We start from the raw sequence: 13,816 nt of genomic DNA on the forward strand, positions 1-13,816 counted from the left end.
TAAGTTTACCAAGTTGTTGTACCATCTTCATTGTCAGAAATTGTAACCCCCATTTGTTTCAACTGATCCCTTATTTTGTCTGCAGTATCGTAATTTTTATTTTTTTTTGCAATTTTTCTTAAGTCTATCAACCTTTCTATTTCTTGATGATTTACATCCACAGCAAACCACTCTTGATAACTTGACTCAAGAAGACCAATAAATCTGGCACTCTTAACAAAACTCTCAGTTAATTTAAGCTTTTCACTTTCATTACTCATTTTGTTAATTTTTGCAGCCATTTCATGCAGTATAGCTAGAGCTTCAGGAATGTTTAAGTCGTTTTTTAAAGCGTCTATAAAATCTTTAGAAATCTCTGCGTTACTTTCATCAATATTCGTTGTATCTAAGCCACGTAATAACCGATAAAATTTATTTAAGGTTTCCTGTGCATCAGAAATAACGTTTTCTGTCCAATCAAGTGGTTTTCTGTAGTGAGTTTTGAGCAGTGCATAGCGTATTACTTCACCCTTTATTCCACTATCTAGCAAATCTCTTACTTTGACTATATTAAATAAGGACTTGCTCATTTTTTCTTCACTTACTGTAAGAAAGCCGTTATGTATCCAGTATTTTGCAAACATTGATCCAGCAAATGCAGACTTACTCTGTGCAATTTCATTTTCATGGTGAGGAAATTGTAAATCTATGCCGCCACCATGAATATCAAAATCTTTGCCAAGATAAGCATATGACATTGCTGAGCATTCTATATGCCATCCAGGCCTGCCCTCTCCCCATGGGCTATTCCAATAACTTGAAAGTTTGTAGTCAATATCACTTGCAGGCTTCCACAGTACAAAATCTCCAGGGTGCTTTTTATTTTCATTAACTTCAACTCTGCTACCTGGAACCAATTCATCAGTTTTTTTTCCTGATAAAGCACCATATTCATGGTAAGATTCTATATTAAAATACACGTGTTTGTCAGACTCGTAAGCGTGGCCTGATTGCAGTAAATGTTCAATTAATTCTATAATATAATCTACGTTTTCCGTTGCTTTTGGTTCGTGTGTTGGCTCTTTACAATTTATGCTTTCCATATCATCATGAAAAGCTTTAATGTAATATGTGGTTATACTTTCTATGTTGCTATTTTTCTCACTTGCTGCATTGATTATCTTATCATCAATGTCGGTTATGTTACGCACATAGGTAACTTTGCCATAACAAAACTTAAGTAGCTGAAATAACACATCATACACAACAACAGACCGTGCATTGCCTATATGTGCTGTGTCATATACTGTTGGTCCGCAAACATACATTTTCACATGATCTTTATCGATTGGTGTAAAAAGTTCCTTTTTTTTTGTTAAGGTGTTGTAAAGCCTAACCATATACGAAGCTTTTGAGAAAAGAAAATGCCCCAATGATAAGTTGTGGCCCTTTGACTACTACAACAAGAGTAAGCAATAGTCCGCACAATGATATTAAAACTCCCAATATGGATAGAAACCCATCTTTACTCATAATACCAAGTGAAATAAGAGTCGTACCAATTGCAGGAATAAAGTTGGTAAGAGGTAATGGAAGAGCTATTGATAATGCACAAAGCAACATTACAAAAGCTAAAATTTTTTCGCCAGGCCCATAGAAAATAAAAGACATTCTTGGCTTCATGAATTTTTCTATTTTTCTTAATGCTGGAGAAGTTTTCTCCACCACAAGAGCTAGTGTTGAACGTTGAAAAGATCTTCTTTCTAGCCAACTGGGCATCCAAGGAGAATCAAATCCAAATAGAAGCTGCAGTGAGAATAAGATTAAAGGTATAGAAAGAATAGTTGTATAACCAGGTGGAACCGGTATAGGCACCGATAGTGGCAAGGAGAAGATGATTATTAAAATACCAAAACCGCGCTCATGCAAAGCTGTTTTAATATCGAACAAAGTTACTTTATCGCTATCATTGTTATTGGTATCTGCAACCTCTTTTAGAATATCAGAAGCTAGTTTATCACTTTTAGTCAACTTATCATTTTGTGACACGAAAAACCCTTGATAAAAGTAATTCTTAACACAATTATTGTTTTATTTCAATATGCATATTCATTTCGCGCTAGTACTTCATTCTTTTGTTAAAGTGTTGTAAAGCTTTTAAGAAGAGAAAGTGCTCCGGTTATAAGTTGTGGTCCTTTGACTATTACAACAAGAGTAAGCAACAACGCACACAATGACACTAAAACTCCCAATATGGATAGAAACCCGTCTTTACTCATAATACCAAGTGAAATAAGAGTTGTGCCAATTGCAGGAAGGAAGTGAGTAAAAGGTAATGGAAGAGCTATTATTATTGCACAAAGCAACATCATAAAAGCCAGAATCTTCTCACCAGGCCCATAGAAAATGAAAGATAGTCTTGGCTTCATGAATTTTTCTATTTTTTCTAATACAGGGGAAGTTTTCTCTACCACAAGAGCTAGTGTTGAACGCTGAAAAGACCTTCTTTCTAGCCAACTGGGCATCCAAGGAGAATCAAATCCAAATAGAAGCTGCAGTGAGAATAAGATTAAAGGTATAGAAAGAATAGTTGTATAACCAGGTGGAACCGGTATAGGCACCGATAGCGGCAAGGAGAAGATGATTATTAAAATACCAAAACCGCGCTCATGCAAAGCTGTTTTAATGTCAAACAAAGTTACTTTATCGCTATCATTGTTATTGGTATCTGCAACCTCTTTTAGAATATCAGAAGCTAGTTTTTTATCTTTAGTTAGTTTCTCACTTTTTTGCACAATTATCCTTTAATCAAACTATTCCTTTTAAACTAACGTAATTATTGCTGTATTTCAATATACATTTATTATTGTTAATTGTTAGAGTTAAAGTACAATCGTAATTTTGTCATTATACTTGCAGTTGGTGCAAATGAAGTTGTTTGTTACAGCATCAATGCAATACAGTTTTCCCTTGCGTGTTTTTTGGGTTACACGCAAGGGTTAAACTACCTATAAAAAAAAGTTATAGTATATCATTAGTATCTGACTGTGAATAATGACTTTCGTCACTTAATGGATCAGAATACAATGAACTCTGTGATAATTCGATAGATTCACTTTCTTCTTCTGTGCCCCATATCCATGATATAAAACTTCTAAAAATAGATGCAATAGATGAAAATACACCAGGTTCACTCGTTTGTGTAGATTGACTTTCTTCTGTGTTATCATCTAGCTTAGCGGTTTCTTTTTGCACTTCTCTTTTTTCTCTATAGAGTTCTTTGTTATTATATAGTGTATCTCCTTCTGTTTCCTCTTCCTCCACTATATTTGTTTTTTTATCATCTTCATTGCTTTCTCTAAGCTCTAATGCCTTGTTATGAGCTGGATTTTCATATTCTTCAGTTTGATATTCTTTTATCTCTCCACTATCTATATCTTTTTTGTTTTCTTTTTCTACTTGACTCCCAATTAAATTTCCAACTAATTCAGGGTCTAATGAATTCTTCATACTTGTTAATAGCTCATTTTGGAACACATGGCCCAGCTCATGACCTAAAACAAAGTCCATACCGGCAAATTTGTATACTACTATCGCTTTACCATCAGTTGCACCATAAGCATTATCTGCGTCAATGCCAGCTAATTCATTATATTTCTGGTAATCATTCTTGTTGTTAAAAACATTAACTTCTAAATTTAAAGTTGTTTCAGGTTTGTTTACATCAAACAATTTTTTAAAATTTTCATAAGCAGCATGAATGTCCTTTTGAATTTGGAACTTCTCTTGTGATGACATGTCATCATACCTTATATTATATTTTATACCTTCATCTTGGAATGAAAATACTTTTGGTAATACTTCCTCTATAGTTTCTGGTGCTTTGTCAAAGATCTTTGACTCTGAAGGCTTATATATCTTATTAAAGAATTTTGGTATACATTGTTCTCTAATGTTATATATATGATTCCCATCCATATCACGAACTTCATAATTGTATACAGGATTTGAGTTATTTTTGATTAATTGAAACTTTTGTCCATTAGTGTTAATACCTATTTTACCATTATAATCTTCAGAATAGTTTTTGTATTGTTGATTGTTATTTTTACTCATTTTCGTACCTCACTATTTAAATAAATTTACTCTTACATTATCAGTATAGTATGTATAAAAATTTATTAATAATAATGATTGTATTTTTAAATTTTCACTACAAGACTTGTTTGTATGCTATATAAAGTGACCGCGAAAATTTCTATAAAGCATTTTAACAATATTAGAAAAATTATGAATTCAGAGGAAGGTGAAGCAGACGCAACAGCTTAAGCGGAAAGATTGAAAAATAATTGATGCTTTAAGTGAGTAACACGCACCTTAGTGCGTGTCACGAAGTATGAGGACGCTAACGATCTGGTTCATTAGACGATAATTTTTCTGAGTCCTTAAGCTCCTGTTTAAGGTTTTTGATGCCTTTTCCTAAATCACCCATAACTTGCGGTAATCTGCCTGCACCAAACAGAACTAAAATTATTATTAAGACTAGAAACAATTGCCATGGTCCTAAACTCATTTTCACCTCCATTTAAAATATTGACCTTTAAATATTAAAACTTGACTGAAGTCAAGTAACACATAGATTATATCACCTTTATTTAATTATAAATCAAGGTTTTTTAATTATTTTATAACAATTCCAAATTAGATTGTTTTCTTGCAGCGAATAAGTGGAAACTTTTCGCTTAACTATAGAGTAGAGGAGAGCTCACTAAAAAACTTTGCTAGCGTATCATCTTTAGGCCTATGGTATATATCGCTAGAAACTCCTGATTGAATAATTTTACCATTTTTCATTACGTAGATAAAATCTGCAACTTTCAATGCTTCTTGCGGGTCATGAGTTACCATTAGCACAGGGATATTTTTACTTCTAAAAAGGGACAATATATGTTGTCTTATTCGGCACTTGAGCAGTATATCCAAATTAGAAAATGGTTCATCTAACAACACAACATCAGGGTTTTGTGCCATCACTCTTGCTATTGCAACTAATTGTTGCTGTCCTCCAGATAAGGCGTTAGGGTACATATTTTCATATTTTTCTATATTGAGTAACTTCAAGATTTCCAATGCAATTAGGTGCTTTTCTCTCTTGGAAGAGCTGCGGATAGCAAAGGTTATATTTTCTACTACTGTTTTGTGAGGAAATAATGCAGAATGCTGAAAAATCAATCCGATATTTCTATGCTCTATAGCGACTGATGCCTTATTGCTTGCAACTAACCTATCATTTATAAAAATAGTTCCAGATTTTGGATTTTCTATCCCTGCAATTAATTTCAAAATTGTTGACTTGCCACAGCCAGAATGCCCCAATAAACATGCAACACTTCCTTTTTTTACTTTAATGTTTATATTGCTTAAAGCAAAGTCGTCTTGATTGTTATAGAAATAACCAATGTTGTTAACTAGCATTAATCTTACTTAAACCATGTTATTAAATATAATAGCATTATACTCAAGAAGTACAGAAATGTTTCTTGTCGTCATAAATTGGTTATGCAAGAAATCTAGAAAAGAGAAGGATTTTTTGCTATAACTTTACATAAATGGTAGGAAACACGGGACTATAGCTCAGCAGGATAGAGCGTTGGACTCCTAATCCGAAGGTCGTGCGTTCGAATCGCACTAGTCCCACCACATTGCTTCACAAATTTCATGGAGATTTTTTTTCACAAATACACACACCTATTCCAGTGTCAAGCACTGGAATGACAAGTTCTTGGCAACCCCTACGTCATACCGCCGCGGTATCTCTTAGCATAGATCCCGCTAACAAGCAGCGGGATGACGAGGTTATCGTCATGCCACCGCGAACCGTCATACCGCCACGAACCGTCATACCGCGATTCATTCGCGGTATCTCTTAGCATAGATCCCGCTAACACGTAGCGGGATACTTGACCTTTACAGGGATGACGGTTGTCGTTTAGTTATAAATATTTAAGAAATTTACCAGGCAGAAAAAAAAGGCAAAGAACTCCCGTGGTGCGAGTTTTGACCCTATAATAATTTAAACTGGCGCTGTAATAATGTGCTAACGCTTAAAATAAGCGCGATTTGGCTGAATGTAGAAAAAATAAAAAAGACATGCAGCCGCTATAATTTTATGTAATCCGCCAAAAAATACCCTAAGTTTTTTACTGAATTTTGTCATTGAGCCTGCAGGTCAAAAACAAGTTTTGAGTCATGAATACCCTTACTATCATAATAAGGGGGCTGGCGGAGTTTGTCAAGGAAGTTTTTTGTTTCTACTGAATGACAGTTGTGGCTTGGGAGGTAGTGCAAGAAGTCTACTGATGGCTTTCAAAGCAGTTGAGCTTAATTATTAGAGTAGTAATGTTTATTTTTATATTGACTATTGAGGTTTATTATTTTATAACTAAAAACTTAGTTATTTTAATGAGCTTGAATTTATAACATATGCCTACGATAAATCAATTAATACGTAAGGGTAGATTAGGATTGACCCATAAGAAAAAGGTACCAGCTTTGGGAGAAAGCAACCCTCAAAGGAGGGGTGTTTGCACTAAGGTGTATACTACAACTCCTAGGAAGCCTAACTCAGCACTCCGTAAAGTAGCCAGAGTAAAAATTAGTGGGTATGGTGAAGTGACAGCTTATATACCTGGTGAAGGTCATAATTTACAAGAGCATTCTGTTGTTTTGATACGTGGTGGGCGGGTTAAAGATTTGCCAGGTGTGCGTTATCACATAATAAGAGGTGCCCTTGATCTGCGTGGCGTGCAAAATCGAAAGAAAGCTCGTTCAAAATATGGTGTAAAGAAATCTGGTTAAAATTTATGGCTCGTCGGAATAAAGCAAAAAAAAGAGAAATAAGTCCTGATTCGCGTTATGGCAGTGTTTTGCTGATGCGTTTCATTAATACAATCATGAAATGTGGTAAAAAATCTACTGCAGAAAAGATTATCTATGACGCTTTGTCTTTAGCTGAAAAGAAAATAGGCGAAGGTGGGTTATCAATTTTTGAAACAGCGGTAGGAAATGTTACTCCTTCTATAGAAGTGCGTTCTCGACGCATTGGTGGTGCAACTTATCAAGTGCCTGTTGAAGTTCGACAAGATAGAGCGATTTCTTTAGCGTTAAGGTGGATTGCTAAAGCAACTTCTGCTGCTCGAAAAAAGAGTGGAAAAACCACTGTTGATTGTTTGCAATCTGAAATACTGGATGCTTATAATAAACGCGGTGGTGCGTTTAAGATGTGCGAAGAAAAATATAAAATGGCTGAGGCTAATAAGGCATTTTCTCATCTTCGTTTTTAATGTTAGCTAATTAATTGTGATATGGAAATTGGGATATCTAAATACAGAAATATAGGAATAATGGCTCACATAGATGCTGGTAAGACTACCACAACAGAGCGTATTTTATTTTATACTGGTAAGCAAAATAGAATTGGTGAAGTGCACGATGGGGCAGCTTCTATGGATTGGATGGAGCAGGAAAAAGAGCGTGGTATTACAATCACATCTGCTGCAACAACATGTTTTTGGAATGATCATAGGGTCAATATAATAGACACTCCAGGTCACGTTGATTTCACTATTGAAGTTGAGAGATCTTTAAGGGTTTTGGATGGTGCAGTTGCTGTATTTGATGGAGTTGCTGGAGTTGAACCTCAATCTGAAACAGTTTGGCGTCAAGCTGATAAATATAGCGTTCCTCGTATCTGCTTTGTTAATAAGATGGATAGAATAGGGGCAAATTTTTATCGATGTGTTGATATGATAAAGACGAAGCTTGGTGCAGCACCTTTAGTCATTCAGTTGCCAATAGGAAGTGAGAAAGATTTCAAAGGTATAATTGACCTTATTTCTATGAAAGCCATTATATGGCAAGAAGAAACGTTGGGTGCTAAATTTTCTTATGAAGATATTCCTTCTGATTTGCTTGACAAGGCTCAAGAATATCGAAATCTTTTATTAGATGCTGCAGCTGAGATGGATGATGAAGCGATGAATACTTACTTTGAGTCTAATGATCTGCCAGTAGATTTACTGAAAAAATGCGTGAGAAATGGAACCATCAAAGGAAAATTTGTTCCTGTATTATGTGGATCAGCTTTTAAAAATAAAGGCGTACAACCACTTTTAGATGGTGTGGTTGACTTTTTACCTTCTCCTATTGATGTTGATGTAATTGTTGGAACTGATCCTAAAGATTCAGAAAAGAAAATTGAGATCAAACCTTCAGAAAAAGAGAAATTCGTTGCTCTTGCGTTTAAAGTGATGACGGATAAGTTTGTAGGCAGCTTGACGTTTATTCGTATTTATTCCGGTAAGTTAAAATCCAAATCCGCTGTGTTAAATGCGGGAAAAAATGAGACTGAAGGAATTGGCAGAATGCTGCTTATGCATGCAAATAACAGAGAAGATATAAACGAAGCTAAAGTTGGCGATATAGTTGCCTTAGTTGGATTAAAGAGAACAATTACTGGTGACACTTTATGTTCACCTGATTTTCCTATATTATTAGAGCGTATGGAATTTCCTGAGCCTGTTATTGAAATTGCTGTGGAACCTAAAACTACTTCAGATCAGGAAAAATTAGGTGTTGCTTTAAATAGATTGGTTGCAGAAGATCCTTCTTTAAGAATGTCAGTAAATGCGGAGAGTGGACAGACTATATTGAAAGGCATGGGTGAGCTGCATCTTGAGATTATTGTTGATAGAATGAAGCGCGAGTTTAACGTTGAAGCTAACGTCGGTGCGCCTCAAGTTGCATATCGTGAAACTATCACTAAATCTGTTGAAATTGATTATACTCATAAAAAACAGTCCGGCGGTGCTGGCCAATTTGCAAAAGTAAAGATTATATTTGAACCTCTTGAGCCTGGTTCTGGGTTTCAATTTGAAAGTAAAATTGTAGGTGGTGCAATTCCAAAAGAATATATTCCTGGTGTACAAAATGGTTTAGAGTTGATAAAAGAAGGAGGCATGATCTCTGGTTTTCCGGTTATTGATTTTAAGGCTACCCTTATTGATGGTGCTTTTCATGAAGTTGATTCTAGTCCTTTAGCTTTTGAACTTGCTGCTAAAGGTGCTTTTAAAGAGATGGCAAATAAAGCTGGTCCAAAAATGTTAGAACCTATAATAAAAGTTGAAATCATTACGCCTGAAGAGTATATGGGCGATATCATGGGCGATGTAAATAGCAGAAGGGGGCAAGTTTCAAGTATGGAAACGCATAATAGTAGCACTATAATTCTTGCTTTCGTACCTCTTGCGAATATGTTTGGTTATATAAATGTTTTGCGTTCTATATCTCAGGGAAGAGCTCAGTATAGTATGCATTTTTCTTATTATGAACAAGTACCACAATATGTGGTTGATGAGTTAAAGTTAAAGTATAATTAAGGGTAATAATTATGACAGCAGTAGTGGAAGCATTTGGAAAGCCGCATGTAAATGTGGGAACAATAGGACATGTGGATCATGGGAAGACAACGTTAACAGCGGCGATAACAAAGCATTATGGAAATTTTGTAGCGTACGATCAGATAGATAAGGCGCCAGAAGAAAGGAAAAGGGGGATAACGATAGCAACAGCGCATGTTGAGTATCAGACGGAAAAAAGGCATTATGCACACGTTGATTGTCCTGGACATGCTGACTATGTAAAGAACATGATAGTAGGTGCAGCACAGATGGATGCGGCGATATTGGTAGTGTCGGGGGTTGATGGGCCAATGCCACAAACGAGAGAGCATATATTGCTAGCGAAGCAGGTAGGTGTTGGATATATCGTGGTGTATATAAATAAAGCTGATGTTGCTGATGCTGATATGATAGATTTGGTAGAAATGGAAGTGAGGGAATTGCTGAATAAATACGGATTTCCAGGGGATGAAGTGCCTGTGGTAGTGGGGTCTGCATTGAAAGCGCTGGAGGATGACAGTAGCAAATATGGAAAGAAATCAATAGATAAATTGATGGAAAAGTTAGATGAGTATGTGGCGGTTCCACCAAGGCCTGTGGATTTACCATTTTTATTGCCAATCGAGGATGTATTTTCGATATCGGGGCGAGGAACGGTGGTAACAGGAAGGATAGAGAAGGGAGAGATAAAGACGGGAGAAGAGATAGAGATAATAGGTCTGAAAGCGACGCAAAAGACGATATGCACAGGTGTAGAAATGTTTAAGAAGTTGCTGGATAAGGGGAGTGCAGGACTCAATGTAGGAATATTGTTAAGAGGAACAAAAAGAGAAGAAGTGGAGAGAGGGCAAGTATTAGCAAAACCGGGGACGATAACGCCGCATAGAAAGTTTAGGGCGGAGGTTTATATATTAAAGAAAGAGGAAGGAGGAAGGCATACACCATTTTTTGCGAATTACCAGCCACAGTTTTATTTAAGGACAACGGATGTAACTGGGAGCATAAAATTGCTAGATGGGAAGGAGATGGTAATGCCAGGAGATAATGTGAGTGTAGAAGTAGAATTGCAAGTACCGATAGCAATGGATAAGGGATTGCGTTTTGCGATAAGAGAAGGCGGTAGAACTGTTGGTTCTGGTGTTGTTTCTGAAATTTTGGAGTGAGAGTTTGAGTTATAGGAGTGTAGCTCAATTGGTAGAGCGCTGGTCTCCAAAACCAGAGGTTGTAGGTTCAATTCCTATCGCTCCTGCATTAATGTTGTGGTGAAAATGTTAAAAAGTTTGTGTGTTTTTTTCTATGATATAAAGCAAGAAATACGAAGAATTGCTTGGGTAAAGAAACAGGAGGTGTTATCATCTCTATTTGTTGTGATGATTGTTATATTATGCTTTTCGATTTTCTTCTGTTTTGTGGATTTTATGTCTCTTTACGTAATTAAGGCTTTATTTGGAATTATTTATGGAATGTGAATATAAATGGTATATCATTAGAGTTGATTATGGATATGAGCAAAATATACGCGAATTGGTAAGTAATGCTGTTTATTTTAAGGAAGTGTTTATTCCTTATCAAACGGTATGTAATTCAAAGTCTGATATAAAAGAGTTATGTGAAGTGTATGTATATATGCATCTATGTGATGAAAGCAAAAATATTTTGAATCAAACGCCTGGATTCTGCAGTGGCGAATCTGGTGATTTTGAGATGATTTCAGATGATGAGATAAGTTTAAAGTGTAAAGAATTTAATAGATATAAATGGTATATCTTGAGAGTTGCTTCCAATTGTGAAGAGAAAGTGCGCCAACATATATTGGAAAATTCTATGAGATTGAGTGTTAATGGTTACTTTAAGGAAGTTTTTATTCCATATGAAGAGCTAAGTGAAGTAGAGTTGAAATCTAAGAAAATTGCTACACGAAGGAAATGCTTTCCTGGTTATGTCTTTTTATACGTGAATTTATGCGATGAAGTATTGAATTTTATCAATAATATACCAAAATCTCTTAAGGTTTATGGATTTTTGAAAAATGGTAATATTCCAAAGGTGATTTTGGATGATGAGATTCACTCAATGTGTAATGCACTTTATAATGCTCAAGAGACAAAGAAGTTAGGTTATGGTTATGAAAAAGGTGAAAAAGTGAAAATTAATGATGGTCTTTTTCAAAATTTTACTGGTAAGGTAAATATGGTAAACGATGAGAAAAAAATTATTAATGTGGAAGTATCAATTTTAGGTAAGCCGACAATAATAGAGCTTGATCTGGCTCAAGTAGAGAAAATAGAGGATTAATTATGAGTGTTATAGTTGCTAAGATTAACTTACTTATGGAAGCTGGGAAAGCAATTCCAGGACCGAAAATTGCTTCAGTACTTGGTCCACGTGGTATACCTGTTCCTAAGTTTTGTGAAGCTTTTAATAAAGTTACTAGCGCTGCTAACGCTAATTATAAAGTAGGCGATTTAGTAACAGTGCGAATTTCCATAAAGGATGATCGCTCTCATGATTTTACTGTCAGCGGTCCACCTGTGGCTTATTTACTTAAGCAGGAGGCTAAATTAAGTAAAAGTTCTGGTAATCCTGGTAAAGAATTAGTGGCTAAATTACCTATGTCTGCTATAATTAAAGTGGCAAAGTGCAAGATGGTTGATATGAAAGTGGATAATGAAGATTCAGCAGTGAAAATGGTTGTAGGCACTGCAAAATCTATGGGTATAGAAGTTGTGGAAGGTTAGGTAAATGAATACATATAATGATAATCCTAAGCAGTGTTTGAAGAAGATTATTGAGTCTGCTTCAGCAAAATTTAATGAATCAGTTGATATTGCAGTCAATTTAGGCGTAGATTCACGTAAATCTGAAGAGCAGGTGCGTGGTACAGTAGTTTTGCCTAAAGGTATCGGGAAGAATATTAAAGTAGCTGTTTTCGCTCAAGATAAACATTTATTAGAAGCTGAAAAAGCTGGTGCTGATATTGCAGGAGGAGAGGATTTAGTTGAAGAAATAAAAAAGGGTAGAAAATTAGATGTTGATTGGTGCATTACTACTCCTGATTTTATGGCAAAAATCACTCCTATTGCAAAAATATTGGGTACTAAAGGGCTGATGCCTAACCCTAAATTTGGTACTGTGACTTCTAACATTGCAGAAGCTATTAAAACCATTAAGTCTGGTCAGATAAAATTTAGAACAGATAAAAATGGTGTTATTCATGGTAAATTAGGAAATATTAAATTTGATATTGATGACTTGCTAGAAAATTTAAAAGCCTTTCTTAAAGTAATTAAAGATAATAAACCTATTTCTGCGAAAGGAATTTACTTTAAGGGTGTTTTTTTAAATTCAACTATGGGTGAAGCTTATAAGATAAGCAAAGTGGAAGATATAATTTAAGGGAGTGATACCGTGAAGCGTAAAAATAAGGATGAATTTATACAGAGCACAATAAACGTATTTGTAAATAATGATTTCTTGATATTAGTAAATTTTAAATCTATAAATGCTAATGATTCATTAACTCTGAGGAATAGCCTGAAGTCTATAGCAGGTGGGGTATTAGTAGTTAAAAACACTCTAGCGCGCTTGGCTTTGGAAAGGACTGGTAAATTTTCTTATTTATCAGGCAAATTTTCTGGTTCTGTTGCTATTATATACTCTAGTGGCATAGTAGAAGCTGCAAAGTTAATAGTTGATTTTATTAATGCTAACAAAGAAAAAATGTCTGTGATTTGCGCGGCTCATATAAATGAATTGTTAACAGTGGAAGATGTTAATAAACTGGCTAAGTTGCCTTCTTTGGATGAGTTGCGTGTTAAAATTATGCGTTTAATATCTTATGATATTCCTGCTCGATTGGCGTTGTCTATTAATTCATCTTCTATGAGGCTTATGAGAGTTTTGGATTATTATAGTTCTAAAAAATAAATTTGTTGTTAAGTAAGGTGGTAATTATGAGTAATGTAACAAGTGATTTGGTTGATAAAATATTATCTTTAAACCTATTAGAGGCTTCTGAACTTGTAAAAGTTCTAGAAGAGAAAATAGGGTTGCCTGCTGGTTCTTTTCTTGGTGGGGCTGTTGGTGCTGGGGCGCCTATTAGTGATAATGCTGCTGCTCCTGCTGCTCAAGAAAAAGCTGAGTATAAAGTTGTGATTAAAGAAATTGATGCGAGTAAAAAAATAGGAGTTATTAAAGCTGTGAGAGAAGTTAATTCTACATTGGGTTTAAAAGAAGCAAAAGAGTTGGTTGAATCTTTACCTAAAGATTTAACTGCTAATATTCCTAAAGACGAAGCAGAAAAAATCAAGCAAAAACTTATTGAAGCAGGAGCAACTAAAGTGGAGCTTGAATAATATTTAATGTATTAATTTTATATT

General features: G+C 35.1%; 16 protein-coding genes and 2 tRNA genes. 12 read left to right on the forward strand and 6 right to left on the reverse strand.

Annotated features, from left to right (window positions below):
• Positions 1 to 5: 5 nt before the first annotated feature.
• The 6 genes from cysS to ABWU36_RS04640 form a co-directional block, all read right to left on the reverse strand.
• Positions 6 to 1,379: a cysteine--tRNA ligase gene (gene cysS, locus ABWU36_RS04615; RefSeq protein ID WP_253309411.1), complete on the reverse strand. Its 1,374-nt coding sequence runs from the start codon at positions 1,377 to 1,379 to the stop codon at positions 6 to 8.
• Positions 1,372 to 2,028, reverse strand: coding sequence for an exopolysaccharide biosynthesis protein (locus tag ABWU36_RS04620; RefSeq protein WP_264687737.1), 657 nt, complete (start codon positions 2,026 to 2,028; stop codon positions 1,372 to 1,374). Before ABWU36_RS04620 ends, cysS begins: the two co-directional genes overlap by 8 nt.
• An 89-nt stretch (positions 2,029 to 2,117) precedes the next feature.
• Complete coding sequence (locus ABWU36_RS04625) at positions 2,118 to 2,774, reverse strand: exopolysaccharide biosynthesis protein (RefSeq protein ID WP_264735898.1); 657 nt, start codon at positions 2,772 to 2,774, stop codon at positions 2,118 to 2,120.
• Positions 2,775 to 3,000: 226 nt separating this feature from the next.
• The gene (locus ABWU36_RS04630) at positions 3,001 to 4,095 is read right to left on the reverse strand and encodes a hypothetical protein (protein WP_253309409.1); all 1,095 of its coding nucleotides are present in this window, start codon (positions 4,093 to 4,095) and stop codon (positions 3,001 to 3,003) included.
• A 289-nt stretch (positions 4,096 to 4,384) separates the two neighbouring features.
• Positions 4,385 to 4,552: a twin-arginine translocase TatA/TatE family subunit gene (locus ABWU36_RS04635; protein WP_006013840.1), complete on the reverse strand. Its 168-nt coding sequence runs from the start codon at positions 4,550 to 4,552 to the stop codon at positions 4,385 to 4,387.
• Between the two features lie 173 nt (positions 4,553 to 4,725).
• A complete protein-coding gene (locus ABWU36_RS04640) occupies positions 4,726 to 5,454 on the reverse strand; it encodes an ABC transporter ATP-binding protein (protein ID WP_253309408.1) in 729 nt (242 codons plus the stop codon).
• A gap of 148 nt (positions 5,455 to 5,602) precedes the next feature.
• On the opposite strand from ABWU36_RS04640, the gene ABWU36_RS04645 reads away from it, so the two are divergent.
• The 12 genes from ABWU36_RS04645 to rplL all read left to right on the forward strand — a co-directional run bounded on the left by ABWU36_RS04645 (position 5,603) and on the right by rplL (position 13,792).
• Positions 5,603 to 5,679 (forward strand) — tRNA-Arg (locus ABWU36_RS04645).
• Between the two features lie 783 nt (positions 5,680 to 6,462).
• A complete protein-coding gene (gene rpsL / locus ABWU36_RS04650; protein WP_006279787.1) occupies positions 6,463 to 6,837 on the forward strand; it encodes a 30S ribosomal protein S12 in 375 nt (124 codons plus the stop codon).
• Positions 6,838 to 6,842: 5 nt separating this feature from the next.
• Positions 6,843 to 7,322: a 30S ribosomal protein S7 gene (gene rpsG, locus ABWU36_RS04655; protein ID WP_253307294.1), complete on the forward strand. Its 480-nt coding sequence runs from the start codon at positions 6,843 to 6,845 to the stop codon at positions 7,320 to 7,322.
• A 21-nt stretch (positions 7,323 to 7,343) separates the two neighbouring features.
• Positions 7,344 to 9,416, forward strand: a complete 2,073-nt coding sequence (gene fusA, locus ABWU36_RS04660) for an elongation factor G (RefSeq protein ID WP_353273071.1) — start codon at positions 7,344 to 7,346, stop codon at positions 9,414 to 9,416.
• 11 nt (positions 9,417 to 9,427) lie between these two features.
• Entirely contained in the window at positions 9,428 to 10,600 is a 1,173-nt protein-coding gene (tuf, locus tag ABWU36_RS04665) for an elongation factor Tu (protein ID WP_353273072.1), read from the forward strand.
• Between the two features lie 13 nt (positions 10,601 to 10,613).
• A tRNA-Trp gene (locus ABWU36_RS04670) sits at positions 10,614 to 10,686 on the forward strand.
• Positions 10,687 to 10,705: 19 nt separating this feature from the next.
• On the forward strand, positions 10,706 to 10,906 hold the full coding sequence (gene secE / locus ABWU36_RS04675) for a preprotein translocase subunit SecE (protein WP_205517846.1): 201 nt from the start codon (positions 10,706 to 10,708) through the stop codon (positions 10,904 to 10,906).
• Positions 10,896 to 11,732, forward strand: a complete 837-nt coding sequence (gene nusG, locus ABWU36_RS04680) for a transcription termination/antitermination protein NusG (RefSeq protein WP_309166466.1) — start codon at positions 10,896 to 10,898, stop codon at positions 11,730 to 11,732. Before secE ends, nusG begins: the two co-directional genes overlap by 11 nt.
• 2 nt (positions 11,733 to 11,734) lie before the next feature.
• Entirely contained in the window at positions 11,735 to 12,175 is a 441-nt protein-coding gene (locus ABWU36_RS04685) for a 50S ribosomal protein L11 (protein ID WP_253307298.1), read from the forward strand.
• Between the two features lie 4 nt (positions 12,176 to 12,179).
• Positions 12,180 to 12,833 carry a 50S ribosomal protein L1 gene (gene rplA, locus ABWU36_RS04690; protein ID WP_353273073.1) on the forward strand — a complete coding sequence of 218 codons (654 nt, stop codon included), beginning with the start codon at positions 12,180 to 12,182 and terminating at the stop codon, positions 12,831 to 12,833.
• Between the two features lie 12 nt (positions 12,834 to 12,845).
• Positions 12,846 to 13,364, forward strand: a complete 519-nt coding sequence (gene rplJ / locus ABWU36_RS04695) for a 50S ribosomal protein L10 (RefSeq protein WP_253307300.1) — start codon at positions 12,846 to 12,848, stop codon at positions 13,362 to 13,364.
• A gap of 26 nt (positions 13,365 to 13,390) precedes the next feature.
• A complete protein-coding gene (gene rplL, locus ABWU36_RS04700) occupies positions 13,391 to 13,792 on the forward strand; it encodes a 50S ribosomal protein L7/L12 (RefSeq protein ID WP_253302490.1) in 402 nt (133 codons plus the stop codon).
• Positions 13,793 to 13,816 lie beyond the last annotated feature (24 nt).

It is taken from the genome of Wolbachia endosymbiont (group A) of Portevinia maculata (assembly GCF_964028525.1).
Lineage (GTDB): Bacteria > Pseudomonadota > Alphaproteobacteria > Rickettsiales > Anaplasmataceae > Wolbachia.

Excerpts from the sequence above, each read along its gene's own strand:
- rpsG (WP_253307294.1), top strand. The coding sequence starts at position 6,843 with ATGGCTCGTCGGAATAAAGCAAAAAAAAGAGAAATAAGTCCTGATTCG.
- ABWU36_RS04630 (WP_253309409.1), bottom strand. The coding sequence starts at position 4,095 with ATGAGTAAAAATAACAATCAACAATACAAAAACTATTCTGAAGATTAT.
- tuf (WP_353273072.1), top strand. The coding sequence starts at position 9,428 with ATGACAGCAGTAGTGGAAGCATTTGGAAAGCCGCATGTAAATGTGGGA.
- rplL (WP_253302490.1), top strand. The coding sequence starts at position 13,391 with ATGAGTAATGTAACAAGTGATTTGGTTGATAAAATATTATCTTTAAAC.
- ABWU36_RS04640 (WP_253309408.1), bottom strand. The coding sequence starts at position 5,454 with ATGCTAGTTAACAACATTGGTTATTTCTATAACAATCAAGACGACTTT.
- ABWU36_RS04635 (WP_006013840.1), bottom strand. The coding sequence starts at position 4,552 with ATGAGTTTAGGACCATGGCAATTGTTTCTAGTCTTAATAATAATTTTA.
- nusG (WP_309166466.1), top strand. The coding sequence starts at position 10,896 with ATGGAATGTGAATATAAATGGTATATCATTAGAGTTGATTATGGATAT.
- fusA (WP_353273071.1), top strand. The coding sequence starts at position 7,344 with ATGGAAATTGGGATATCTAAATACAGAAATATAGGAATAATGGCTCAC.
- rplA (WP_353273073.1), top strand. The coding sequence starts at position 12,180 with ATGAATACATATAATGATAATCCTAAGCAGTGTTTGAAGAAGATTATT.
- ABWU36_RS04685 (WP_253307298.1), top strand. The coding sequence starts at position 11,735 with ATGAGTGTTATAGTTGCTAAGATTAACTTACTTATGGAAGCTGGGAAA.
- secE (WP_205517846.1), top strand. The coding sequence starts at position 10,706 with ATGTTAAAAAGTTTGTGTGTTTTTTTCTATGATATAAAGCAAGAAATA.
- rpsL (WP_006279787.1), top strand. The coding sequence starts at position 6,463 with ATGCCTACGATAAATCAATTAATACGTAAGGGTAGATTAGGATTGACC.
- cysS (WP_253309411.1), bottom strand. The coding sequence starts at position 1,379 with ATGGTTAGGCTTTACAACACCTTAACAAAAAAAAAGGAACTTTTTACA.